This is a genomic window from Aeromonas sp. SG16 (assembly GCF_024436135.1).
Lineage (GTDB): Bacteria > Pseudomonadota > Gammaproteobacteria > Enterobacterales > Aeromonadaceae > Aeromonas > Aeromonas jandaei.
In genome coordinates this window covers 269,446-294,779 of the sequence record NZ_JANFNW010000002.1, presented here as the reverse complement: position 1 = coordinate 294,779, position 25,334 = coordinate 269,446, and the positions used below count along the sequence as shown (strand labels likewise).

At 59.7% G+C, this 25,334-nt stretch carries 21 protein-coding genes; 12 read left to right on the top strand and 9 right to left on the bottom strand.

What is annotated here, in order from left to right; all coding sequences use genetic code 11:
• The 4 genes from NOM67_RS08460 to NOM67_RS08445 all read left to right on the top strand — a co-directional run bounded on the left by NOM67_RS08460 (nt 1) and on the right by NOM67_RS08445 (nt 3,465).
• Complete coding sequence (locus tag NOM67_RS08460) at nt 1-1,056, top strand: HlyD family secretion protein (protein WP_201930217.1); 1,056 nt, start codon at nt 1-3, stop codon at nt 1,054-1,056.
• Nucleotides 1,046-2,113: a DUF2955 domain-containing protein gene (locus NOM67_RS08455; RefSeq protein ID WP_050490033.1), complete on the top strand. Its 1,068-nt coding sequence runs from the start codon at nt 1,046-1,048 to the stop codon at nt 2,111-2,113. Before NOM67_RS08460 ends, NOM67_RS08455 begins: the two co-directional genes overlap by 11 nt.
• A gap of 99 nt (nt 2,114-2,212) precedes the next feature.
• Nucleotides 2,213-2,971, top strand: coding sequence for an ABC transporter substrate-binding protein (locus NOM67_RS08450; protein WP_255935791.1), 759 nt, complete (start codon nt 2,213-2,215; stop codon nt 2,969-2,971).
• A gap of 137 nt (nt 2,972-3,108) precedes the next feature.
• A complete protein-coding gene (locus NOM67_RS08445; RefSeq protein ID WP_042032947.1) occupies nt 3,109-3,465 on the top strand; it encodes an MliC family protein in 357 nt (118 codons plus the stop codon).
• A gap of 50 nt (nt 3,466-3,515) precedes the next feature.
• On the opposite strand, the gene NOM67_RS08440 is transcribed toward NOM67_RS08445, so the two are convergent.
• From NOM67_RS08440 to nrdD, 3 genes are all read right to left on the bottom strand, one after another.
• A complete protein-coding gene (locus tag NOM67_RS08440) occupies nt 3,516-3,908 on the bottom strand; it encodes an energy transducer TonB (RefSeq protein ID WP_041208157.1) in 393 nt (130 codons plus the stop codon).
• A gap of 190 nt (nt 3,909-4,098) precedes the next feature.
• A complete protein-coding gene (gene nrdG, locus NOM67_RS08435; RefSeq protein ID WP_255935782.1) occupies nt 4,099-4,608 on the bottom strand; it encodes an anaerobic ribonucleoside-triphosphate reductase-activating protein in 510 nt (169 codons plus the stop codon).
• Nucleotides 4,609-4,708: 100 nt separating this feature from the next.
• Entirely contained in the window at nt 4,709-6,826 is a 2,118-nt protein-coding gene (gene nrdD / locus NOM67_RS08430; RefSeq protein WP_041208156.1) for an anaerobic ribonucleoside-triphosphate reductase, read from the bottom strand.
• 445 nt (nt 6,827-7,271) lie between these two features.
• On the opposite strand from nrdD, the gene NOM67_RS08425 reads away from it, so the two are divergent.
• Complete coding sequence (locus NOM67_RS08425; RefSeq protein WP_104015425.1) at nt 7,272-8,246, top strand: ABC transporter substrate-binding protein; 975 nt, start codon at nt 7,272-7,274, stop codon at nt 8,244-8,246.
• Between the two features lie 61 nt (nt 8,247-8,307).
• Here NOM67_RS08425 and ligA read toward each other — a convergent pair whose 3' ends face one another.
• From ligA to NOM67_RS08410, 3 genes are all read right to left on the bottom strand, one after another.
• Nucleotides 8,308-10,314, bottom strand: a complete 2,007-nt coding sequence (ligA, locus tag NOM67_RS08420) for an NAD-dependent DNA ligase LigA (protein WP_255935777.1) — start codon at nt 10,312-10,314, stop codon at nt 8,308-8,310.
• A gap of 98 nt (nt 10,315-10,412) precedes the next feature.
• Nucleotides 10,413-11,561, bottom strand: a complete 1,149-nt coding sequence (gene zipA / locus NOM67_RS08415; RefSeq protein WP_255935775.1) for a cell division protein ZipA — start codon at nt 11,559-11,561, stop codon at nt 10,413-10,415.
• A 15-nt stretch (nt 11,562-11,576) separates the two neighbouring features.
• Nucleotides 11,577-14,951, bottom strand: a complete 3,375-nt coding sequence (locus NOM67_RS08410) for an AAA family ATPase (protein WP_255935773.1) — start codon at nt 14,949-14,951, stop codon at nt 11,577-11,579.
• Nucleotides 14,952-15,061: 110 nt separating this feature from the next.
• Between NOM67_RS08410 and cysZ the strand changes: the two genes are divergently transcribed.
• On the top strand, nt 15,062-15,826 hold the full coding sequence (gene cysZ / locus NOM67_RS08405; RefSeq protein ID WP_104015429.1) for a sulfate transporter CysZ: 765 nt from the start codon (nt 15,062-15,064) through the stop codon (nt 15,824-15,826).
• Nucleotides 15,827-15,970: 144 nt separating this feature from the next.
• The gene (locus NOM67_RS08400) at nt 15,971-16,585 is read left to right on the top strand and encodes a trimeric intracellular cation channel family protein (protein WP_033115777.1); all 615 of its coding nucleotides are present in this window, start codon (nt 15,971-15,973) and stop codon (nt 16,583-16,585) included.
• An 85-nt stretch (nt 16,586-16,670) separates the two neighbouring features.
• On the opposite strand, the gene NOM67_RS08395 is transcribed toward NOM67_RS08400, so the two are convergent.
• The 3 genes from NOM67_RS08395 to NOM67_RS08385 form a co-directional block, all read right to left on the bottom strand.
• Nucleotides 16,671-16,922 (bottom strand): lipoprotein, encoded by a 252-nt coding sequence (locus tag NOM67_RS08395; protein ID WP_255935767.1) that lies wholly within the window; start codon nt 16,920-16,922, stop codon nt 16,671-16,673.
• Between the two features lie 50 nt (nt 16,923-16,972).
• The gene (locus tag NOM67_RS08390) at nt 16,973-17,518 is read right to left on the bottom strand and encodes a YcbK family protein (protein ID WP_208738152.1); all 546 of its coding nucleotides are present in this window, start codon (nt 17,516-17,518) and stop codon (nt 16,973-16,975) included.
• A gap of 163 nt (nt 17,519-17,681) precedes the next feature.
• Nucleotides 17,682-19,166 (bottom strand): murein L,D-transpeptidase, encoded by a 1,485-nt coding sequence (locus tag NOM67_RS08385; RefSeq protein ID WP_255935764.1) that lies wholly within the window; start codon nt 19,164-19,166, stop codon nt 17,682-17,684.
• Nucleotides 19,167-19,823: 657 nt separating this feature from the next.
• On the opposite strand from NOM67_RS08385, the gene NOM67_RS08380 reads away from it, so the two are divergent.
• The 5 genes from NOM67_RS08380 (at nt 19,824) to NOM67_RS08360 (ending at nt 25,292) form a co-directional block, all read left to right on the top strand.
• On the top strand, nt 19,824-20,369 hold the full coding sequence (locus NOM67_RS08380; protein ID WP_033115781.1) for a hypothetical protein: 546 nt from the start codon (nt 19,824-19,826) through the stop codon (nt 20,367-20,369).
• 53 nt (nt 20,370-20,422) lie between these two features.
• Complete coding sequence (locus NOM67_RS08375) at nt 20,423-21,430, top strand: glycosyltransferase family 2 protein (protein ID WP_042032891.1); 1,008 nt, start codon at nt 20,423-20,425, stop codon at nt 21,428-21,430.
• Nucleotides 21,430-21,801, top strand: a complete 372-nt coding sequence (locus NOM67_RS08370) for a GtrA family protein (RefSeq protein ID WP_033115783.1) — start codon at nt 21,430-21,432, stop codon at nt 21,799-21,801. The genes NOM67_RS08375 and NOM67_RS08370 overlap by 1 nt, the downstream gene beginning before the upstream one ends.
• On the top strand, nt 21,801-22,967 hold the full coding sequence (locus tag NOM67_RS08365) for a hypothetical protein (RefSeq protein WP_033115784.1): 1,167 nt from the start codon (nt 21,801-21,803) through the stop codon (nt 22,965-22,967). The genes NOM67_RS08370 and NOM67_RS08365 overlap by 1 nt, the downstream gene beginning before the upstream one ends.
• A 213-nt stretch (nt 22,968-23,180) precedes the next feature.
• Nucleotides 23,181-25,292 carry an alpha-amylase gene (locus NOM67_RS08360; protein WP_255935759.1) on the top strand — a complete coding sequence of 704 codons (2,112 nt, stop codon included), beginning with the start codon at nt 23,181-23,183 and terminating at the stop codon, nt 25,290-25,292.
• Nucleotides 25,293-25,334: the final 42 nt, after the last annotated feature.

Sequence of the window (25,334 nt, the reverse complement as noted above, 5' to 3'; positions counted from 1 at the left end):
ATGACCCCGGATCAACAATTCAGCCGCTGGATCAAATGGTCCATGGCCGGCTTTACCGCCCTCTTTGCCTACTTTCTGATGGCAGACCTGCTGATGCCACTCACCCCGCAGGCCATGGCCACTCGGGTTGTCACCAAGCTGGCCCCGCAAGTGAGCGGCAAGGTGGTCGAAGTAGCGGTACACAACAACCAGCAGGTCAAAAAAGGCGACCTGCTCTTCAGGCTGGACCCGGTTCCCTTCGAGCTGGCGGTCGAGCAGGCCCGTCTTGCCCTGGCGCAAGCAGAGCAGCAGAACAGCGAGCTGGATGCGGCCCTCAGTGCCGCCAATGCCGAGCTCTATGCCAAGGAGACGCTGGCCAGCCAGAAGTGGCGTGAAGCTGAGCGGATCAATGCTCTGTTCCAACGTCGCATGGTCTCGCTGCAGCAAAAAGATGAGGCAGACAGTGCCCTGCGCAGTGCACAGGCCAGTCTGCGTGCCAGCAAGGCGAAGCTGACCCAGCTTGAGACCAGCCGTGGCTTGACCGGGGATGACAACCTGCTGCTGCGCCAGGCTCGCAACAAGCTGGCGCAAGCCGAGCTGGCACTGGCTTACAGCCAGGTACATGCGGATCAGGACGGTACCATCACCAACCTGCAACTCAAGCCAGGCAGCATCGCCAGTGCAGGCAATCCACTGCTGGCGCTGGTGTCGGAACAAGTTGATGTCATTGCCGATTTTCGTGAAAAGAGTCTGCGCCACGTTGGTGACCAGACCAGGGCGCTGGTCGCCTTCGATGGCGAACCGGGCCAGCTCTATCCCGCCCGCGTCAGCAGTCTCGATGCGGGTGTGAGCGCCGGTCAGTTTGATGCCAACGGTCGGCTGGCCGCTCCGGTCGAATCGGATCGCTGGGTACGGGATGCCCAGCGGATGCGCCTGCATCTGGAGCTGGATGATCTCCCATCCCATCTCCCCGCCGGTGCCCGGGCCACGGTACAACTGCTGCCGGACAACCCGCTGACCGCCATGCTGGCTCGTGCCCAGATCCATCTGCTCAGCCTGCTGCACTATGTCTACTAATCAAGCTGCGTCACCCAGTCCAGCCACAACCCATCTGTGGCATCGCCCCCTGACCGGTAACGAGCTGCGCCAGTGTCTGCGTATCGCCTTTGGCTGCACCACCGGCTTTCTGCTCTGCAAGCTGTGTGGCTGGAATTACGGGGTCTTCTACACGGTTACCCCCGTGCTGCTGCTTGGCATGGTGCCGGTGATGAATGGTCATGCCGCGCGCCAGCTGATCGCTGCGGCAGCCATCTGCGGGGTGGAGGTGGCTCTGTTGGGGGGGCTGTTCGGCAGCCACCCCGGGCTGATGACCCCCATCGCCTTTCTGCTGTTTCTCTACCGCTTTGCCGCCATGTCGCGGGGCAGCCTGTTCCTGTTTGGTGCCAACGGTGTGCTGAGCCTCAGCATCATGCTCCACTTTGCCAGCTATCCGCAGACCGACCTCAACGACCTCATCTTCAATAACCTCTTGGCCAGCGTGCTGTCGGTGTTGATCGCCTACCTGATGACGGCCCTGATACCGGATGTGGAGGCGCGCCCCAAACCAGCCCCTGCCCCCAAGGCACCGCACCGGATGCGCCATGAGGCTCTGCTGGGAGCAACGGTCGCCACCCTCTCGTTTCTGGTGTTTCAGGTGTTTGATCTGCGTGACTCCATGTCGGCGCAAGCCACCACCCTGCTGGTGCTCTTTCCCATGCACTGGAACGGGGCGCTGAACTACGCCCGCAAACGGGCCATGGGCACCTTGCTCGGTGTCACCTTCGGTCTGCTTGGCCAGTTGCTGCTCTATGACTGGTCGGGTCAACTGCTGCTGGTGGCTCCGCTGCTCTGGCTCGGCGCCATGCTGTTCAGCCATGCCCATGTGAAGGAGGCGAGCGGTTCCGGCGTCGGTTTTGGTGCCCTGACCACCCTCGGCATCCTGTTCGGTCAATATCTGACGCCGGGAAACGATCTGGTATTCAGTGCGCTCTACCGGGTCAGCAGCATCCTCTTTGCCATCGTGGCCACCCTGCTGATCTGCTATCTGGTGCACCAATTACTCAACCGCTTTGAGGCAACCCGCTTCGGCTGCTGACGGTTGGCGTACTCGAACGCCACTAACCACCTTGACCAGGCGGAGCAAGGACGCTAGCTATGCTTGTAGAGCTGCAATGTATGGGTGAGGAGCCGCGCTATGGTCGCAGGGTGGGGAAAATGGTTGGCAGGGGGGCTCTGGCTGGCGGCAAGCCAGACCGGCGCAGCACCATTGCTGATTGGCGCCGAAGATGACTGGGCCCCCTACAGCGTGCTGAACAGGGAGACGGGTCAGCCGCAAGGGCTGGCACCCGAGCTGGTTCGGGCGGTATTCGCCACCGAAGGTATCGAGGTCGCCTTTCGAACCCTCCCCTTTGCCCGCTGCATGCACGATGCCAAGAGCGACCAGCTGGCAGGCTGCTTCGATGCCACCATCACGGATGAGAATCGCGACCAGTACTTTTGGCACAAGACTCCCATGTTCAGCGAGGATCTCGCCATCTTTGCCCTTGCCAGCGAGCCACGTCGGGACCTAGACCTCGCCTCTCTCAAGGGCAAACGGGTCGGCATCACCCTTGGTTACACCTACCCCACCAACTTTATGACAGATCCGCAGATTGCCCGTTTTCAGGCCAAATCCGACGCCCAGATCCTCGATATGCTGGCACGGGGCCGAGTCGACTACATCCTGATGAACGGCATGCCGGGCTATCTCAAGATCCGGGAGAAAGCGCTGACGGGGCAGGTGGTCAAGGTTGGCAAGCTCTCTACCGATGGCTTCTGGGTCGCCTTCTCTCGCCAGCACCCTCAAGGGGAAGAGATGGCCAGACGGTTCGAGAAGGGGCTGCAGAAGATCAAAATGAACGGCACCTACGAGGCACTAATGCAGCAGTTTGAAACCCGGCTCGGGGCACGCTGAAAGGCGCTCCGGCCACATTCTGCCCCAGTCAGACATCAATCGACGCAACCCTCGCACAAAGTGATTACAGCAGAGCGTTGAGCTGTTAGGCTCACGCCCGTATGACACCACCGTATAACATCAGGGGAGCTGTAACCATGAACAAGGTCCATATGATGAGCGCGGGGGCACTGGCTCTCTCGCTGCTTGCCGGCTGCAATCAGGGCAATACCCTCACCGTTACCGGCGGTAACCCCGTCAGCTATCAGTGTGAACAGGGCAAGAAGGTGCAGGTGCGCTACTTCTCCCTCTCCGACGAGAGCCTCAGCTTTATCAAGTTGTCTCTACCGGACGGCAAGGATTACACCCTGCCGCAGGCCATCTCGGCCTCCGGCGCCCGCTATACGGATGAGCGTGAAGCCGTCTGGTGGAACAAGGGGGATGAAGGGTTTGTCGAGATGCGTGGTCAGGACGATGATTGGCAGATCGTCTACAACAACTGCAAACAGCAGTAAATAGAAGAGACCCCGGCCAGGCCGGGGTCTCTCTTTTGGTTGTTCGGGGATCAGTTGAGCTCTATTTCAAAGCGGTTGGTCACCACCACGGGAATGGCATCCGGATTGCTGTCCGCCGGACTGTAGCGCAGCCGTGAGAGGGTTGCCAACGCGCTCTGCTCCAGCTCTCCGGGCGGCTCGGCGGCGACGATCTCTGGTTTTATCGGGTTACCATCGGCATCGATCTGGTAGCGTACATCCACATATCCCCTGACCGGTTTGGCAGGCACAACGACAGGCACGTCATCACCAAAGAATGAACGGCGGTTTTCCTGAATCCAGTAACTGGAGAGCTGCTCGAGGGGAATCGCGATCGGTGTACGGTTAGCGGCGACCTCCTGCCGGGAGCTGCATCCTGCCAGCAGCAACACGGCACACCCCAACCACAATGCTTTCCATCCCATGCCAAGCTCCTTTTCGTCTCTCATGCTGGTTGTTTATTGTTCTGCTCTTGGTCAGCAGACTGGCCGTCCACTGGTCAGTGACCCATCCTAGCGAAAAAGACCCGAGCTGGACATAAACAAAGGGCCAATCTGTGAAGATTGGCCCTGAAAACATCAAGTTGGCGAAAGTTAACCCGGCATAATGCCGGACTCAGGAGGCAAACAGACAGGGGATGTGCTCCCCGCCCTCACGCCAGGCATTGAGGTTATGGATCTGCTGGTTGCTGCTGCCACGCCAAAGCAAACCGGGATCCGCCAACTCCTTCTCAAACTTGCCATCCACCAGCACATCAAGCAGAGCTACCAGCTCCCGTTGAGCTGCAGTGAGTTCGCCCAGCAGGTAACCGGTCCAGCACCAGATATCCTTGCCGGGACACTCGCCACGCACCCGTTTCACCAGCGCCAACACATCAGGAACGTTGGCCGGGTGGAGCGGATCGCCGCCGGAGAGCGAGAGCCCGCGCCGCTTGATGCGGCTGTCGTTGAGATCCGCAATGACGCGATCGCTCATCGCCTCATCGAACGGCTTGCCGCCGTCAAGGCGCCAGGTGCTCTGGTTGTAGCAGCCGGGGCACTGATGTTCGCAGCCCGAGACAAACAGGGTGGCACGGGTGCCGGGGCCGTTGATCACATCGACCGGATAGTATTGGTGGTAGTACATCGCTTGTTTCCTGCCTTGTTCACGGGACTGCGGCATGACTGCCGCCCTCCAATGAAAATGGCCCCTTGAGTCAGGGGCCAGCTCTTCATCATTGCAGCGCTTACATATGTTTGACGCGGCGCTTCACCTCTTCCTGCTTGCCCGCATTGAAGGGGCGGGCATCCGGGCTGCCGAGGTAGCCGCAGACACGGCGGGTCACCGACACCTTAGCGGGGTCGTGGTTGCCGCAGCGCGGGCAGGTAAAGCCCTTGGAGGTGCACTCGAACTCGCCGGTAAAGCCGCAGTCGTAGCACTCGTCGATGGGCGTATTGGTACCGTAGTAGGGCACCTTGTCATAGCTGTAATCCCAGACGTTTTCGAGCGCTTCCAGATTGTGCTGAATGTTGGGGTACTCGCCGTAGCAGATGAAGCCGCCGCTGGCGATGGGCGGATAGGGCGCCTCGAAGTCCAGCTTGTCGTAGGGGTTGACCTGCTTCTCCACATCGAGGTGGAAGCTGTTGGTGTAGTAGCCCTTGTCTGTCACACCAGGCACCACGCCAAACTCTTTGGCATCGATGCGGCAGAAGCGGGAGCAGAGGTTCTCGCTCGGGGTCGAGTAGAGGCTGAAGCCGTAGCCGGTCTCCTCCTTCCACTCATCGGTCGCGGCCTTGAGGCGCTCGATGATGGCGATGGCCTTCTGTTGCAACTCGGCGCTGTCGAACAGGTGTACCGAGTCACCAAACAGAGCGTTGATGGTCTCGTGTACCCCGATGTAGCCAAGGGAGATGGAGGCGCGGCCGTTCTTGAAGATCTCGCTGACGTTGTCATCGGCCTTGAGACGCACACCGCAAGCACCTTCCATATAGAGGATGGGAGCGACCCGAGCCTTGACCCCGTCAAGACGTTCGATGCGATACATCAGCGCCTTCTTGGCCACCCGCAGGGCTGCGTCCAGCTTGTCCCAGAAGTCCGCTTCATCGCGGGATTTCAGGGCAATGCGTGGCAGGTTGAGGCTCACCACGCCGAGGTTGTTGCGACCTTCGTGGATCAGCTCGCCATTCTCCTCGTAGGCACCGAGGAAGGAGCGGCAGCCCATGGGGGTCTTGAAGGAGCCGGTCACCTTCACTACCTGGTCGTAGTTGAGGATATCCGGGTACATCCGCTTGGAAGCGCACTCCAGCGCCAGCTGCTTGATGTCGTAGTTGGGATCGCCCTGCTTGTGGTTGAGACCATCCCTGATGGCGAACACCAGTTTCGGGAACACGGCGGTCTTCTTGTTCTTGCCAAGGCCGGCGATGCGGTTGCTGAGGATGGCGCGCTGGATCATCCGCGACTGCCAGCTGTCACCCAGGCCAAAGCCGAAGGTAACAAACGGGGTCTGACCGTTGGCAGTGTGCAGAGTGTTGACTTCATACTCCAGCGACTGGAAGGCGTCGTAACACTCTTTCTCGGTGCGGGCCATGGCATAGGCTTCTACATCGGCAATGCCCCACTCTTCGGCCACTTCACGGTGCTTCTGCCAGCTGATGGTCACATAGGGGGCCAGCACTTCATCGATGCGGTTGATGGTGGTGCCACCATAGATGTGGCTCGCCACCTGAGCGATGATTTGGGCGGTGACCGCAGTGGCGGTGCTGATCGATTTCGGGGTATCGATCTCCGCATTGCCCATCTTGAAGCCGTGAGTCAGCATCCCCTGCAGATCGATCAACATGCAGTTGAACATCGGGAAGAAAGGGGAGTAGTCGAGATCGTGGAAGTGCAGATCGCCGCTCTCGTGGGCCTGAACCACATCACGGGGCAGCATGTGGCTGGTGGCATAGTGCTTGGCGACGATACCGGCCAGCAGGTCGCGCTGGGTCGGGATCACCTTGGAGTCCTTGTTGGCGTTCTCGTTGAGCAGGGCCGCGTTGGTCTGCTCGACCAGACCACGGATCTCCTGCGCCAGACGACCGCGCGCCTCGCGGGCCTGATCCCGATCGTGACGATATTCGATATAGGCGCGGGCAATGACCTTGTCATCGGAGGCCATCAGGTGGTTTTCAACCAGACGCTGGATCTCGTGGATATCAACCTCACCACGCCCCTCCAGCTCCTGACTCACCGCGCTTGAGATACGCTGTGCCAGTGCCGGATTGGCCTGATTGACCGCTTCCGCAGCACGACTGACCGCCTCGCTAATCAACTGGGCATTGAATGGTGCGCGACAGCCGTCACGTTTGATCACAACCGGTTTCATGAATTTTCCCCGTTAAAAGGCCAGGCAATCTGCTCTGGGCTTACCCTTGTTGGTTCCCCTCCAACGTCTCGTCCTAGACGCAAACAAATTCAGCCGAGGCTTGACAAGCCTGGGCTGAAGAGAGGAAGGGAACAGCTTATACACAGCTTAATAACACAACATATAGGTATTTAAAATGAATGCAGCCCTATATGTGGTGTCTATTAGGCACCAAAGCAGGTAGTCATTTATTGATCCAAAACAGGTTTTACAGCGAGTGGGACAGTTCACGACCAACCAATAAAAGCCTCAAACAAGGCCATCCTCAACGGTGGTGCGGGCTGGCGTCCGATCTGCCCAAGCAGAAAAAAATTCGCAATAAACACTCTGGATGGCGGCGTGACAGTGCCAAGCAAAACCACTCATACTGAGCGGGTAGAGACGACGGTTCGACACAGGACACCCTATGCGTAAATCCCTCTTGCTGCTACTGCTGACTACCCTCTCCCTGCCTGTGTGGGCAGCCCGCATACTGGTGATCAGCAGCTACCACCCCGACTATCTGTGGGACATCAGTTACAACCAGGGGCTGGTAGATGGTCTCAAGGAGAAACACCAGATCAACCACTTCTACATGGATACCAAGCGCCGGCCACGGGAAGAGTTCGACGGGATCGCCCAACAGGCAATCGCTTTCTACCTCAAGAGCAAACCGGATATTGTGGTGCTCGGCGATGACAACGCCATCAACTATCTCGCCAGCGAGATCTCGTCCCTCGGTACCCCCGTCGTCTTTCTCGGCATGAACGAAAATCCCCGGCTCAAGGGCTTTGTCGGCCACCCCAAAATCACCGGAGTGTTGGAACGCCCGCTGCTCAAACGCAATATCAGCGAGATGAGCCAGATGATGGGCGGTCTCAGCAAAGCACTGGTACTGTTTGATTCCAGCAATGTGGCCCTCACCGCCATCGAGGATGAGTTCAAAACCCAGACCGAGCTGCGCGTCGGCCAGACCCGGGTCTACAGTCAGCTGCTCGGCGAGTATGACCTCTGGCAGGAGGCGGTACTCAACAGCAAGAAAAACGGCTATGGCGCCATCTTCCTCGGTCTCTACCACACGCTGCTGGATGAAAATGGCAAGCATGTGAATGAGAAAACGGTACTGGAGTGGACCAGCCGGCACAGTCCGGTGCCGGTTTTCTGCTTCTGGGAGTTCACCGTCGGCAAAGGGATGGCCATCGGTGGTCTGGTGCTCGATGGCAAGGATCAGGGGTTACAGGCGGCGGCGCTCATCAACAACATACTGGCGGGAGCGCTGCCTAAAACCCTCTCCCCCCGGGCGGCCCTGCGTGGCGAGTATGTCTTCAGCAAGAGCGAAGTCGCCCGCTGGCACCTCACAGTGCCGGAGAAGTGGCGCAACAAGATCCTCTGGCGTGAATAACACCCAATAAAAGAGAACCCGGCCATGCCGGGTTCTCTTTTTATCTCAGCTTGCGGGCCACTCAGCCCTGCAACGCCTGTTGCAGCTCCTCTTCGCTCCAGACGGTGATCCCCAACTCCTGCGCCTTGGCGAGCTTGGATCCAGCCGCCTCCCCCGCGACCAGCACATCGGTCTTGGCAGACACAGAACCAGCTACCTTGGCGCCCAGCGCCTGCAGTGCCGCCTTGGCATCGTTGCGCGACAAGGTGGTCAAGGTGCCGGTCAGCACGAAGGTTTTGCCGGCAAAGGGTTGCTCCGCGGCCTCTTTCTTCTCGATAGCTGGCCAGTTGATGCCGGCAGCCAGCAAGGCTTCCAGCACCTCCACGTTATGGGGCTGACGCAAGAAGTAGTAGACATGCTTGGCCACCACATCGCCCACATCGGCCACTTCGAGCAGCTGCTCCACCGAGGCTGCACGCAGGGCATCCAGGGTAAGGAAGTGGTTGGCAAGATTGAGCGCAGTCGCCTCCCCTACTTCGCGGATCCCCAGAGAAAACAGGAAGCGCGGCAGGGTGGTGCTGCGGGCCGCATCGATGGCGGCTACCAGATTGAGGGCCGATTTTTGCCCCATCCGCTCAAGACCTGCCAGCTGGATGGCATTGAGGCTGAACAGATCTGCGGGAGTCTTCACCAGCCCCTTGTCTACCAGCTGCTCGACAATCTTGTCGCCAAGGCCGTCCACATCCATGGCGCGACGGGCGGCAAAGTGCTTGATCGCCTCCTTGCACTGCGCCTCGCAGAACAGGCCGCCGGAGCAGCGGGCAACCGCCTCTCCTTCCAGCCGCTCTACTGCCGAGCCACAGACAGGGCACTCGGTCGGGAAGCGAATTTCCCGCGCATCAACAGGGCGCTGTGCCTCTACCACGGCCACGATCTGCGGGATCACGTCCCCTGCCCGGCGCACGATCACGGTATCACCGACCATGACGCCAAGGCGCTCGATCTCGTCGGCGTTGTGCAAAGTGGCGTTGGAGACAGTCACGCCGCCGACAAACACCGGTTTGAGCTTGGCCACCGGCGTCACGGCGCCGGTACGGCCAACCTGAAACTCGACGTTCTCAAGCAGGGTCATCTCCTCCTGCGCCGGGAACTTGTGGGCGGTCGCCCAGCGCGGCGCGCGGGCCACAAAGCCGAGCTCCTCCTGCAGAGCGATGGCATCCACCTTGTAGACCACGCCGTCGATCTCGTAAGGCAGCTCGCCACGGCGGGCCAGAATGTCGTCGTGGAACGCCTGACAACCGGCAGCCCCCTCTTTGAGTTTCACCTCGGGACTAAGCGGTAGCCCCCACTCCTTGAGCTGATTGAGGCGACCGAAGTGAGAGCCACCGAGCTGCTCGCCGCCGACACCGACGCCGTAGGCGTAAAAGCTCAGGGGACGGCTGGCTGTGATACGTGAATCGAGCTGACGCAGGCTGCCGGCGGCGGCGTTACGCGGGTTGACGAACACCTTCTCGCCTGCGGCCAGCGCCTTGGCGTTCATCGCCTCGAAACCGGCTTTGGGCATAAAGACTTCGCCACGCACCTCAAGCCGCTCGGGCCAATCAGAGCCCCGCAATGCGAGCGGAATGGCCTTGATGGTACGCACGTTCTCGGTGATCTCCTCACCGGTCGCGCCATCGCCCCGGGTAGCGGCCTGCACCAGCTGACCATTCACATAGAGCAGGCTCACCGCCAGGCCATCCAGCTTGGGCTCGCAGCAGAACTCGAAACGCACTTCACGCTTGAGGCGATCGCTCATCCGCTGTTCAAAGGCCAGCAGCTCTTCGCTGCTAAAGACGTTATCCAGACTCAGCATGGGGATCTCGTGACGCACCTGCCTGAAGGCAGTCAGCGGCTGGCCACCGACCCGCACGCTCGGGGAAGCCGGGGTTTTCAGCTCGGGGTGGTCAGCCTCCAGCGCGATCAGCTCGCGCATCAGACGGTCGTATTCGGCATCCGGTACCGTCGGGTTATCCAGCACATAGTACTGATGACCATATTCGGTAAGCAGCTCACACAGTTGACGGTGGCGGGAGAGGATATCGCTCATGAAAAAGTCTCGAAGTGTGATTGAAAATCCGGTCGGGGTAGAAACAAAAATGCGGTACCAGGGTACCGCACTTTGATTCATTCGACCCGCATGGCGTATTAGTCGCGGCTGGCCTCGTAGGCAGCCAGCTCATGACGGTAACGGGCGATAGTCTCGTCACTCAGCGGGCTGCGCTCCATATCGGTGAGCATCGCATCGAGATCGCTGGCCAGCTGATCGGCTGCCTGCAGCATGTCCTCGAAGGCAAACGCGGCATTGCTGCGCAGGGGCAGCTGCATGAACAGGGAGACACCCGGCGTGGTGAACTGCTCCATCCGATAGGGATTGAAGGTGCCCGGCTTGACCATGTTGATCATGGAGAAGAGCACCTCACCCTTGCCGTTGGCATCTTCGTGACGGTGGAAGATATCCATCTCGCCAAACTTGAAGCCAAGCGCCATCAGGGAGGAGAGCAGGGTCGCCCCTTGCAGCTCATGGCCCGGACGTCCCATCAGGTTGATGACATAAACATCCTGCCAAATCTTCTCGACCGGCTGGGCAGCAACGCGCGGCTCTTCGACCGGCGCTTCGTAGACCGGCTCCTCATACACGGGCTCGGGAGCGACGTGACGGGCCTGCGGCTTGTATTCGGGTTCGGCAGCACGCACCGGCTCGGCACGCACGCTCTCGTTGCGCACGCCAAAAGTCGGCGCAGTTGCATAGGCTGGCTCGACCAGCGGCTCGTCATCCTGAACCTGCATGACAGGCTCACGCTGGGGACGGGAGCGGTAAACCGGGGTACGACGATTGACCTGCGCCGGCTTGCGCACGGGTGCAGCAGGCTCTTCCTCTACCACTTCGGGCTGAGGCTCATCGTATGCTTCCTCTTCTTCATAGACAGGAGGCGGCGGGGGAACCGGACGGGCAGCAGGCTTGCGCACAACGGGTGGCGGCAGATCGTCCTCGTCATCTTCATCATCAAAGGCGGGCAATGAGGAGCGACGGCTGAGTTCCGGCTGGCGGCTCTCTTCGTCACGATGGAGCTTGGGCTCGGCGCGACGACCACTGCTGACCACACGCACCTGACCGATGCCATCGCTGTCGAACGCATCATCGTCACGATTACGTGACTTGGACTCCATCCGGCCAAGCGGTTTCTCTTTGATCGGTGCCTGACGATTCTTTTTGTTGCTCCACAACCCGTGAATGAGCAATGCCGCAATAGCAATACCGCCCAGGGCAACCAAGATGTAACGCAATTCCTGCATTAGCTGCTTCTCTTTCTAGTTTTGCTCAGCCAAAGCGACGGCTTCACCGATATCGACCGACACAATGCGAGAAACTCCGGGCTCTTGCATTGTGACGCCAACCAGCTGCTCAGCCATCTCCATGGAGACCTTATTATGACTGATGTAAACGAACTGTACTGTGCTCGACATCTCTTTGACAAGAGAACAGAAGCGACCGACGTTCACTTCATCGAGCGGTGCATCCACCTCATCCAGCAGACAAAAAGGTGCTGGATTGAGTCTGAAGATGGCAAAAACCAGCGCAAGTGCGGTTAACGCCTTCTCCCCCCCGGAAAGCAGGGCAATGGTAGCATTCTTCTTACCCGGAGGTCTCGCCATGATGCTCACTCCGGCCTCCAAAAGATCATCGGAGGTAAGCTCAAGCCAGGCACTGCCCCCACCAAACACTTTTGGAAAGAGGGATTTTAAATCTTCGTTGACCTTATCGAAAGTGTCCCGGAAGCGTATTTGTGTCTCTTTATCAATTCTTTTAATGGCTTGGCTCAAGGTTTCCAGCGCTTGCTCAAGATCCTGGCACTGGTTTTCCAGATAAGTTGCTCGCGTTTTCGCCTCTTCGTACTCTTCCAGCGCAGCCAGGTTGATGGCGCCAAGTGCTTCCACTTGCGTCTCCAACGTCTGGATCTCCTGGCGCAGCTTGCCGCGATCAGCGGCAATCAGCACAGCCTGATCGAGATCCACCAGTCGAACACCCAGCTCTTCGAACTGTTCGTGCAGCCCTTGCCGGCGGGTGAGGTTGCGCTCGCGCTCAAGGCGCAGGGTCGCCAGCTTCTCCTGCAGCACCACCAGCTGCTTGTGATCGGCGCTGCGCGCCTGATCCAGCTCGCTCAATTGACGTTCCAGCTCCGCCAGCCGTTGATGGCAGGCCAGTTGCTGCGCCTCCAGATTGCGCTGCTCCGCCAGCAAAGGGGCGAGATCAGGAATCGCTTCATTCTCCGGGTTCTTGAGTCCGGCCAGCTCCAGCCCGAGCCTTGCCAGCTCCTCCTCACCAAGCGCAATCAGCTGATGCAGGTTGCCAAGCTCAAGCTGCAAACGCTGACAGATCGCCTGCTGCTGCTCGCGCCGCCCGCGCGCCTCTTCCTGCGCTCGCTCGCAGCGCCCCACCAAATCCTGAGCCGCCTGCAACGCTTCGCTCAGGGGCTCGCCCTGCTCCTGCAACTCGGCCAGACGCGCCTCTTCAAGCGCCAGCTGTTGCTCAGTCTCGGCCAGCCGCAGCGCCTCTTCGGCCTGCTCTTTATCGAGGCGGATCAGCTCTTCGCCAAGCTGGCCGAGCCGCAGCAGCCGCTCTTGTCGCTGACCTTGCTGCAAGCTCCAGGCTTCGCGCAGTTGCTGCCATTTTTGTTCCTGCCCGCGCAGGGTTCGCTGCGACAACTCCTGCGCATTAACGATGCGAGCCCGCCGTTCATCGGCGGCTGCCAGCTGCTCGCTCAATTGTGCCAGTGCGTCGGCTGCAGCGCGTTGCTCGGTGTGCAACCGCTCACGTTCACCCAGCAGCGCCATGGTACCGAGCGCAGCGCCCTGTCCAATATCCGCCCAGTTCGGCCCCAACCAATCGCCGGCAGGAGTCAGTACCGACTCACCGGCCAGCAGGGTTGGCTGGCGAGCCAGTGCCTCTTCCCTGTCATCGGCCAGCCAGATGGCGTTGAGGAAGGCGGGAACGTGATCACCGCTGATCAAGGAGGCTAGCGTGCCGGCAACGGCTGGCAGTGCCGGGCCAATCCAGAGTCCGTCCAAAGCCGGATTGCACTCGTCCGCAGGGGTCGCGGTAAGCCAGCGACCCAGCACCTTGTCGAGCGCCTGTGCCCATTCGGGGACAACTTGCAGCCGATCAGCCAGAGTCGCCCCCTCCATCTGCTCGCCAAGGATCTGATCCAGCGTCGTTAGACGCGCCTCCAGTTCCCGCAGCAACCCCTGCTGCTGGCTGTGGGCGAGTTTGAGCGCTTCATGCTCCTCAATGGCCTGCGCAAGCTGCGCTGCCAGCTCCTCGGCCGCCGCCCGGCCCAACTCCAGTTCGCCCCCCAGCATATCGAGGGCCGGTTGCAGATCTGCATCCTCTGCGCCGATGGGGCCGGAGCGCTCATCCTCCAGCTTGAGGCGGGCAAGTCGGGTTTTGGCTTGCAGCTCATGCAGGCCACCGAGCCGGGCCCGGGTCTGGTTAAGCTCGCCCTGCAGTCGGGTCACCTGCTGCTGCCACTGTTGCTGCTGCTGGCGGGTCTGCTCAAGCTGCTCGCTGGCCCGCAGTCGCGCTTCCTGTTGCTCGGTGAGCAACTGCTCACACTGCTCCAGCCGCGCCTCTTCCAGCTCGCCTCTCAACACGCCTTCGGTCAGCTGCTCCTGCTGACTGGCCAGCTGCGCCTTGCGGCTGGTGATGCGCTCCCCGAGAGCCTGGGTTCGCGCCTGCAAGTCACGGCCAAGCTCGCTCTGGTGCAGCTGTTGCTGTTCAAGACGGGCTATGGCCTGCCCGCCAAGGAAAATCTGTTGTTGCCGATTGGCTTGCTCGGCCTGCGCCTCTTGCCGGGCCACCGAGAGGGTGACGTGGCGTCCCTCGTCGGCGGTACGCTTGGCATCGAGCGCCGCCAATGCCTGTTCGACCTGCGCCAGCTCGCTCTTGGCCTCGCCAAGACGAGTCTCCAGCGCCCACAGCTCGGAGCCAATCAACTCGGCGCGAGCGGCGCGTGAACGGCTCTTGAGCTGTTTGTAGCGCTCTGCGGTTTCGGCTTGGGCCTTGAGGTGGTCGAGACGGGAGCCCAGCTCGCCGCGGATATCGCCCAGACGCTCCAGATTCTCCTGGGTATGGCGAATGCGCTGTTCGGTTTCGCGGCGCCGCTCCTTGTAACGGGAGACGCCGGCCGCCTCCTCCATAAAGAGCTTGAGATCGGCGGGACGGGACTCCACCAGCCGGCTGACCGTGCCCTGCTCGATGATGGCGTAGCTGCGGGGCCCGAGGCCGGTACCGAGGAAGAGGTCGGTCACATCCTTGCGGCGGCACTTCTGGCCATTGATCTGATAGTGGTTGGTGCCGTCACGCAGCACTTCGCGACGCACCGAGATCTCGGTAAAGCGACCGAACTCGCCGGGCACCCGGTTATGGGGATTGTCGAACACCAGCTCGACCGAGGCGCGGGCATGGGCGGTGCGGTTGACGGAGCCGTTGAAGATGACATCCGTCATGTTCTCGCCGCGCAGATGGCGGGCCGAGCTCTCGCCAAGCACCCAGCGCACTGCGTCGATCACGTTGGATTTACCACAGCCATTGGGCCCGACCACTGCGGTCATGTCGGCATTGAGCTCGATGCGGGTCGGCTCGACAAACGACTTGAAGCCGGCGAGTTTGATCAGTTTCAGACGCATGGCGACCTGTATCAGTGGCTAAATAAAGGGGAGGCGGGCAGGCGACTTTACCAAATCAAAAGCTTGTTTGTAATATGCTGACTGTCTTCCCATGCACAGATGGAGCTCATATGAGCCAATCACCCCATATGGTCAAAGCGTCAATCAGCGGTGCAGATTACTTCCTGCGCGGTTTTTCCCTCATCCGCCAGCCCGGCATCCGCACCTTCGTGCTGATCCCCCTGCTGGTCAACTTCGTGCTGTTCGCCGGCGCCTTCTATGCTCTGCTGTTGCAACTCGACAGCCTGTTCGCCTGGCTGCACCAGCAGATCCCGGCCTGGCTCAACTGGCTGGACTACCTGCTCTGGCCAATCGCCCTCATCACCATACTGGTGGTCTTCTCCTTTATCTTCAGCTCGGTCGCCAACTGGATTGCCGCCCCCTTCAACGGGCTGCTGGCTGAAAAGGTGGAGCAGATCCTGACCGGCGAGACGCCCAACGACAGCGGCATGCTCGATATCATCAAGGATGTGCCACGCACCTTCGGTCGCGAGTGGAAGAAGCTCAAGTACTATCTGCCCAAGGCGATCGGCTGTCTCATCCTCTTCCTTATTCCCGTGGTCGGCCAGACTTTAGCCCCTGTGCTCTGGTTCCTGTTCAGCGCCTGGATGATGGCGATCCAGTACATCGACTATCCGTTCGACAACCACAAGATCGACTTCATCACCATGCGCGATGCCTTGAAGCAGCGCCGTGGCCAGTGCCTCAGCTTTGGCGCTTTGGTGACCCTCTTCTCCGCCATTCCGGTGGTGAACCTGTTCGTGATGCCGGTCGCCATCTGTGGCGCCACCGCCATCTGGGTCGATCACTACCGGCAGGAGCAGCTGCGCCGCTGATCCTCAAACAGTGATTAAAAAGGCACCTATTAAGGTGCCTTTTTGCTTTTTCGCATGAATTAAAATAATGGATATATTGCTTTGCTTGTCCCATATAGTCCGAGTTGTTAGGATGCTCGCCTTTCTCGTACCCTGGGATATCTCATGTTACATGCACTCTTCTTGCTGGGCCTGGTGGCCGAAGGGATGACTGGTGCGCTGGCAGCGGGCCGGCGACGGATGGATCTGTTTGGTGTGGTAATCATCGCCTCGGCAACCGCCATCGGCGGCGGTACCATCCGCGATGTGTTGCTGGGGCACTATCCCCTGCTCTGGGTCGAGCATCCGGAATATGTGCTGCTGGTTGCGGGCTCGGCCATGGCCGGGGTCATCTCGGCGCCGCTGATGCGCTACCTCGGCAAGCTCTTTATGGCACTCGATGCGCTGGGTCTGGTGGTCTTCTCCATTTTCGGCGCAGCAAGGGCGCTGGAGATGGGACATGGCGCCGGCATCGCCTGCATCATGGCGGTAGTGACCGGGGTCTTTGGCGGGGTGCTGCGGGATCTGCTCTGCCAGCGCATTCCACTGGTGTTTCGCCGCGAGCTCTATGCCGCCATCTCCCTCATCACGGCAGCACTCTACTGCCTTGCGCTGGATCAGGGGCTGCCGACCAACTGGGCGGCCTTTGGGGCGATTGGCATCGGCTTTGTGTTGCGCCTCCTGGCGGTTCGCTTCAAGTGGGGATTGCCCACCTTCAACTACCAGTACGCAACCCACTGAGTACGCCAGTTTTTGACGAGACAGTCCGGATTGCGGACAACAAAAAAGCGCCGGTATGGCGCTTTTTTCATGGGCTCTTGCAGCCTCAGTTAATCCCTTCAGAACTGAAGAAGGTCGCCTTGTCGGCGATGAAGCGGATCTTGATGTTCTTGCCATCACTACCCCAGATGCAGCTGGTGGTACCCAGTGCATCATCACAACGCTCTGCTTTGCCCAGAATAGCGCTGGCCTCGGCGTAGCTCATCCCCATCTTCAGTTTGTCGTAGTTGTTGCGGTTGAGCTTGCTGCAACCGGTCAATGCCAGGGCGATCAGAAGCCCCGTTACCAGACGTTTCATCTGTCTCTCCTCTCTACAATCATTGGAGCCTAACAGGTTGGCCCGGGTGATCACCAGCTTCGTACAGGGCCGGTATCGAGGTGAACAAAGTTGTCATGGGGGTAGTAGCCGACGCCACCGACCTTGAGATGGAGCGCAGCCTTGCGCAGATTGGCCAGCTGAACGCCGGGAATGCGCACATCGACCGCCTGTCCCAGGGTGTGGTAGCTATGCTTGGCAACCCCGCGGCTTCTGCGGTGCTTCTGGCGATTGGTCGCTGGCGCCCGATAACCGGAGATGAGCTGGATCTCCCCTCGCCGCCCCAGCTTGTGCTGCAGCAGGAAGAGCTGATCGAACAGCTTGGTATCGATGTCGAACACTTCATTGCGACGATAGTCGCGGAAGATATGGTTCAGTTCGGCCAGCCCGTCATTGAGATAGCGGCCATTTTCCCAATAACTGACCCTTGCCCGCTCACCGGTGTTGAGATTGAAAAAGCTCAGTTCACGACCAGTGGTACTGCGGCTTGCCAGCGCCGGGAAAGAGACCAGCGAGCTGCCCAACAGGCAACCGGCTCCCAGCAACAGGCGACGACGACTTATCTCTTGTTCCAGCATAAGGGGTCCGTCCATCGCAGATTCAAGCGACATGGTTGAATAAAGATTGTTCAATGAATTCGGTTCAGGCGCTTGAAACTACCTCCCGACCGGGATCATGTCAAACCTCTCTCGCCCATGAAAAAGCCCGGCTATGGCCGGGCTTTTCACTCTGTGGCAGGGATCACAGCAGACGGCTCTGGAAGCTGACTCGATCAAATCCGTAGATGTCGTTGCGAAGTTGCTGACGACCATCTTCGTCAATCCAGCTGCTCCAGTAGACAGTAAACACCGGGATCGGCTTGGTCAGCGGCAACCACTTGGTCTCGCTCTCCTTGAGGATCGACGCCACCTTGTCCGGCTGGTAGCGGGAGTCAGCCAGCAACAGTTCGGCCAGATCATCGGCATGCTCGACCCGGATACAGCCCGAGCTAAAGGCGCGAGCCCCCTGCTCAAACAGGGATTTGCGTGGGGTCGAGTGGAGGTAGATGGCCTCGTTGTTGGGCAAGTAGAACTTGTAGCGACCGAGCGCGTTGTGATCGCCCGGCTTTTGCCGCAGACGATAAGGGAAACCGGCGGCCAGCGCCTGACGCCACCCCTCTTCGGTGAACTGGACCGGATTGCCCTCGCCATCGATCACATCGAACTGCTCACGACTCAGATAGGCAGGATCGCGACTCAGCTTGGGCAGAATATCCTTGCTCAGAATGGAGCGCGGCACATGCCAGGAGGGGTTTAGCACGATGGAACGAATTTCGCTGGCGAGGATGGGCGTAGCGCGCTGCTCCTTGCCGACGATGACCCGGCTGGTAAAGACCTCGTTACCGGACTCCACCACGCTCAGACGATAGTCAGGAATGTTGACCAGTACATAACGGGGCTTGCTCAACTGATCGACCAGATCACGGCGCCAGAGGTTACGCAGCAGCAGGCTGGCACGTACTTGCGGCCCGGTATTGAGCCAGGAGCGGGTCTGACGGCCGATCACGCCATCGGCGGTCAGACCGTGACGACGCTGGAATTGCTTGATGGCCTGCTCGGTATCGGCGTCATAGATGGCATCGCCATGCCTGGGCGCGCTATCTCCCAGCTCGTTGAGCATGGTACGGATCTGGCCAAGCTCGTCCGAGCTCTCGCCGGCACGCAGGGTCGGCATGTCGAGGGTGGGCCACTTGTTGGCCATTGGCATCGCCAAAAGCTTGTGGACCTTATCCCGAACCGCATCATATTCAGCCACCTGAGGGCGCAGCGATTTCACCTGAGTGAGCAGGTCATCATCGCTCGGTTTGGTGACCACGGGACGGTTCAGATCGAACTTGAGCGTCTTCATCTGTTCCCGGGAGACCAGATCCATCGAGCGCCAAGCATACTGAAAGCGACTCAGCTTGGCGAACGCTTCATCATAGATAGCGCCCCGCGCCGCAGCAGGGGTTGCCTGCATCCGTCGCCAGAGCTTGAAAAAATCGGGATGGAGCTGGGCAAGTACTGCTTCCTGCAGCTGCTGCTCCAACTCGATACGGGCCTGTTCGGCCTTGCTGCCCTGATACCAGTCATGCTGGGTTTTGCTGGCAGCGACTACCACCTGTGCCTCGGCCGCATGCACTACTCCGGCAGGCAAACAGCCAAACCAGACCAGATTGGCAAGGGCCAGCCAATACTTCATCCCCATGGATACCTCAAAACGATGTGTTCACTCTGTCAGACCCTCTGGTCCGGCTGCTCATGATGCGTGAATGGCTATCACTTTGCCAGCACCCCGGAACATAGCGCCACCAGATAATTTTATTGTCATTGATTGAATCGCAATCGGCCAATTCACCCGTTGCTGCGAGCGGAAGAGCCAGCATCCGACCGCCAATTGCCAAATAAAAGCAAGGTGCTCACCAGTGCTGCACCGACATGCGTAAAGCCGCTACAGAGCAGGTGGTCAGCCGGTGTGTGATAACCACGCCCTGGCTAATGAGGTCAGCCCGAAACGCTCCAGGTTTATCGACTGCCACCTCGACTGACTGAAGGGGTAAACCGGTAAAAAGGGGCTCATATCAGTGCTATTGAAACTATCAGTAACGCCAGTAACGCCATCCGCAAGAAAATGACGCAGCAAAGAGCACCCTTTTCTTATGCCAAAGAGAAGCATTCCTTTGTAATCAGCCACTTCCATAATGTTTGTTTTATCAACAAACAGTCGAGTAAGGTTTGGCGCATCGAGCAAAAGGGGTTAATATGTGACCAAATATTTTTTTGTGATCCACTATGCTTTTTTTGCAATTGGATTAGCATATGCGCGAGATCTGCCTACCAATTTCAGTCAGGCGTAGAGAGTGATATGACGTATAAAAAGTTTGGTTTTCTGACCGCCATCCTGGCGCTGAGCGGTTTCTATCTTTACACCCTCTATCTGGCGGCTCACCCCAACGTGAGTCTGGCCTACCGACTCTATTATCTGGAGGGGAAAACCCGTTTCTGGGAACACAACTCCAGCATGACCTATCTGCCGGGCAACGAGCTCAACCTCACCAAGCCGAGCCGTTTCCTGTCGAGCGAAGGCTGGGCTAAAAAGCCGAGCGAGGAAGGCACCCAGCTGAGCGGCAAGGGCGGCCTCTACTTCGTGCTGCCCAAGCAGGCAGCCAATCCGGAAGAGCTGACCATCCACGCTCGCGTCAATAGCCCGCAAGCGGGGGCTCTGCTGCAGGTGGCGCTCGGTCACGACTTTACCACCACGGTCAAGCTGGCCAAGGCCGGGATTAACGAAATCCGTCTCAGCCTGCCGGGGGACTCACTCACCGCAGATCCCAAGCGCCCAAATTTTCTGGCGCTCTCGGCACCAACCCCCATCAACGTTCAATCAGTGCGCCTGACCGTTGCCCAGTGATATTTGCCCTGAACACCGTTTTATAAAAACTACTATCCAATAAGGACGTTCTTATGTCGTATCCAGATTTTCGACTCTCTCTGGTCGTTCCCGTTTACAACGAGGAAGAGAGCATCGATGCCTTCATCAACGCGATAGACAACGAACTGGCCCCGCTGAAAGACCAGCTTGAAATTGTATTCGTCAACGATGGCAGCCGTGATCGCACCCGTGAAGTGGTCGAGCAGGCCATCGCCCGCGATCCCCGCGTAACCCTGGTCAACCTGGCCCGCAACTTCGGTAAAGAGGCTGCCCTCACCGCCGGTCTGCATCAGGCCAAAGGGGACGCCATCGTGCCGATGGACGTGGATCTGCAGGATCCTCCAGCCCTGATCCTGGAGTTCGTCAAACTGTGGCAAACCGGTGACTACGACACTGTCTACGGCATCCGCGTTGATCGCAGCGCCGATACCCCGATGAAACGCCTGACTGCCGGTGGCTTCTACCGCTTCTTCAACGCCCTCTCCACCAGCACCAAGCTGCCGGAGAACGCCGGTGACTTCCGTCTGATCGACCGCAAGGTGGTTGAGGCTATCAAGCAACTGCCCGAGCGCAACCGCTTCATGAAGGGGCTGTTTGCCTGGGCCGGTTTCCGTGCCGTTGGCGTTCCCTACGAGCGCCCTGCCCGTCACGCTGGCGAGACCAAGTTCAACTACTGGAAACTGTGGAACTTCGCCCTCGACGGTCTGCTCAGCTTCTCCAGCTGGCCGCTGCGGGTGTGGAGCTACGTGGGCGTGAGCGTCTCTCTGGTTGCCTTCCTCTATATCCTGAAAATCATCACCCAGGTGCTCTTCTTCGGTATCGACGTACCGGGTTATGCCTCTCTGATGTCGGTGGTGCTGTTCCTCGGCGGTATCCAGCTGCTGTCCCTCGGTATCATCGGCGAGTATATCGGCCGCATGTTCGTCGAAGTGAAACAGCGCCCTGTCTACCTTATCGAGGGAGTCTACGGCCAGTACGCCAAGGAGGCGGGCAACAAGCAGGATGACGAGCAACAAGAGCAGCAGGAGCAAGCGTCCTGATGATCTCCCGCGAGGAATTCTGGCGGCTGGTTCGTTTCGGTTTTGTCGGCGGGGGGGCTACCCTCGTCGATCTGGGCACCTCCATCGCCCTGTTTCACACCTGGCCAACCATCTCCGAACATCTGGTGACGACACTGGCTTTTGCCGTCGCCTTCTGGTTTTCGTTCTTCGGTCACCGTTACATCACCTTCCAGAAGCAGGGAGCCGCCAGCAAGTTTCTGCTGGTCGCCCTCTTCTCGCTGGCGGTGCGTAACCTGATCCTGAGCGGTCTGCTGTTTGCGGGTCTCTCCGGTCTCGTCCCGGTGGTTATTGCCACCCTGACCGTCACTGTACTCACCTACATCCTCTCTCGCGTCTGGGTTTTTGCCTGATGAATGACATGACCAATACCGCTTCCCTACCCGGGGACAGCCTCCCCTATCGCCCGTCACTGCGCATCAGCGGCCGTGACTGGCTGATGATCATCGCCGCCTTCGTGCTGAGCCGCGTGGCCCTCTATGGCATGGGTTACTTCGGTGTCCAGCTCTATGGCACTCCCGGTATCGGGCCACTGCAAGCCTATTGCCAGTTCGACTGCGTCTGGTTCCAGCGCATCATCGAAAACGGCTACGACCTCTACCCGCGCTGGCTGAGCAAGGGCAATGCGGCCAACTGGGCCTTCATGCCGCTCTATCCGATGGTCTCCGGCGCCATCTCCAACCTGCTCAATGTCGAGAGCCTGATCGGCCTCATCATTGTCGCCAACGCCTCCTTCTTCGCCAGCCTGCCGCTGATGCTGCTGGTGCTGCGCCAGCTCAAGCTGGGTGATGACACCGCCCGTTTCGGCGTCTGGCTGCTGGCCTTCTCCCCCTTCTCCGCCTACTTCGTCTCCGGTTATACCGAGTCAACCTTTATGGCGCTGATGCTGGGGATGTTCCTGTTTGCCTACCGGCAGCAGTGGCTGATGGTAGCGCTGCTCGGAGTGTTCATCTCCGCCACCCGCAACCTGGGTGTGATGATGGTCTTCCCGGTGCTGATCCTGGCGCTGCAGGCTTACGGCTGGCGCGAGTTCTTCCGCTTTACCGAGCGCGCCTTCAAGGTGGTGTTCACCCTCTGGATGATCCCCTTTGGCCTGTTTGCCTACATGCTCTACCTCTATCACCTCACCGGTGATGCGATGGCCTTCAAGCACATTCAGGTGGCATGGGGCCGTTATATGGACAGCCCGCTGGACTGGTGGCTGAGCGGTTTCGAGCTGGGTGGTCGCAAGGCCTACCTCTCCATCATGGTGATCTTCGGCTGGGGTCTGAACCTCTACCTGTTCAGCCAGAAGCGCTGGGCCGAAGCGACCCTGATGTTCATCTGCTGCACCATTCCGCTGATGACCGGCCTCAACGCCATGCCGCGTTACATGTTCGGTCTCTACCCGACCATGCTGGCGCTGATCCTGCTGACCCATCGCTGGCCCGCCATGCGCCCGGCTGTGCTCTGCATCAGCGGTATGGTCGCCTCCTTCATTGCGGTGGCCTTCGTCAATTTCAAGTTCTTCACCGTCTGATATAACGGCGATGTCTGAAACCTAAAATGCCGGTCAACTGACCGGCATTTTTTATGGCCAAACCTTGTCATCCGGTCGCCGTCACACTTTGCTCTGCTTGAAAACGTAACCATTTGAACTGATGTCACAAATCGGCATTTTGCCGATCCAAGGCTCTCTTTGCTCCTCCTAGAATGGGCCCTTGTCCGAACTGCCCTGCTCAAGGAATGGCTTATGCGTCGCGCTCCCAACTTGTCCCCTCTCTGGCTCACCCTGCTGGCCAGCCCTCTGCTGATCGGTCAGGCCATGGCCGCTCCCGAGGTTCACCTCTATGTGGATGGCCAACCGGTAGCGACCCCGATCGCGCTGGACAAGGGGGCGGTCGAGCTGACCCACACCCTCACCAAGGGGAGCCACCAGATCCGCATCAGCGACGCGGGCAACAGTTGTGGTACCAGCTTCGGCCCGAGCGAAAGCAAGCCTCTCCCCTTCGGCACCGCCCAGCCCATGGACAAGTGCAGCAAGGGGCAGAGCTTTAACCTGCGAGTGATGCTGGCGGGGGATTATCAGTTCACCTTCAACCCGGATACCCCCAGCCTCAAGGTGCTGCGGGCGACCAAGAAGAGTGAATTCAAACGCCAGCCGCCGGAAGAGCCCTGCATCAGCTGGGATGGCGGGCCGGTCACGGTGTCGCTGAAAGGAGTCTGGCCCGACGGCACCCAACTGCGGGATGCCTACTCCGGTCAGGAGAGTGTGGTCAAGGGCGGCAAGCTGACCCTGACGCCGAGCAAAGAGAGCGGCGGCCTGCTGCTGCTTGAGCCGGTCAAGGCGGCCAAGCCAGCGCCATTCAGCTGGGATCAGGCGAGCGTCTATTTCCTGCTGACCGACCGCTTCAACAACGGCGATCCCGCCAACGACCACAGCTTCGGCCGCCAAAAGGATGGTCAGGATGAAGTGGCCACTTGGCACGGCGGCGACTTCAAAGGGCTGACCGCCAAGCTCGACTACATCAAGCAGCTCGGCATCAACGCCATCTGGATCACCCCCATGGTGGAGCAGGTGCACGGCTTCATTGGCGGCGGCGAGCAGGGCAACTTCCCCTTCTACGCCTATCACGGCTACTGGGCGCTCGACTTCACCAAAATTGACCCCAACTACGGCGACGAAGAGAGCCTCAAGACCCTGGTGGACGAGGCCCACAAGCGCGGCATGCGCATCATCCTCGACGTGGTGATGAACCACGCTGGCTACGCCACCCTCGCCGACCTGCAGGATTTAGGGCTCACCGATCTCACCCGGAACACAGACAAGCTGCCGACCGTCTGGAACCAGTGGCACCCGAGCGGTGGCCTCAACTGGCATGGCTACAACCAGTTCATCGACTACCAGTCGCCGAAGTGGGACAAGTGGTGGAGCGGTGACTGGGTGCGTGCCGGTCTGCCCGGTTATCCGCAACCTGGCACCGACGACGTCACCGGCTCGGTGGCGGGGCTGCCGGACTTCCTGACCGAATCAACCAAGCCGGTGGGGCTGCCGCCGCTGTTGGCGGCGAAAAAAGATACCAAAGCCAAGCCGCTGCCCAACGCTACCGTGAGCGACTATCTCATCGCCTGGCACACCGACTGGGTGCGCCGCTTTGGCATCGACGGTTTTCGGGCCGACACCGTCAAGCATCTGGAGCCCGAGGTGTGGGCAAAGCTAAAACAGGCGGGCACTGCCGCACTCAAGGAGTGGAAGGCAGCCAACCCGGCCAAGAAGCTCGACGACCTCCCCTTCTACATGGTGGGCGAGGTGTGGGATCACGGGGTCGCCAAGGATTTCTGGTATCAGAACGGCTTCGATTCGCTAATCAACTTCGACTACCAGCGCGAGTTCGCCCTGCCCCAGGCCCAGTGTCTGGCCAGCGCCGAGCCCACCTATGCCAGCTACGCCAGCCGCATCAATCAGGATCCCGAGTTCAACGTGCTGAGCTACATCAGCTCCCACGACACCAAATTGTTCTTCGGCGACTATCAGGACGTACCGCTACAGCGCCGGGTCGCCAGCAGCTTCATGCTGCTGCCGGGCGGCATCCAGATCTACTACGGCGATGAGTCAGGGCGCGGACTCGCCAGGGATGGCGGCGTGTTCGATCAGGCACTGCGCTCGGACATGAACTGGCAGGAGCTGGCCGGCGGCGACAAGGCCGATCTGGTCAAGCACTGGCAGCGGCTCGGCCAGTTCCGTGCCGCCCACCCGGCGGTGGCGGCGGGCAGTCACAAGAAACTGGCCGACAGCCCCTATGCCTTCGTGCGGGAGAAGGGGGAAGACAAGGTGGTTATCGTGTTCGCCGGCCGGCAAACATAGAGGCGAAGAGGCTGAGAAAACAAGAGAGGGGAGCCAGTGGCT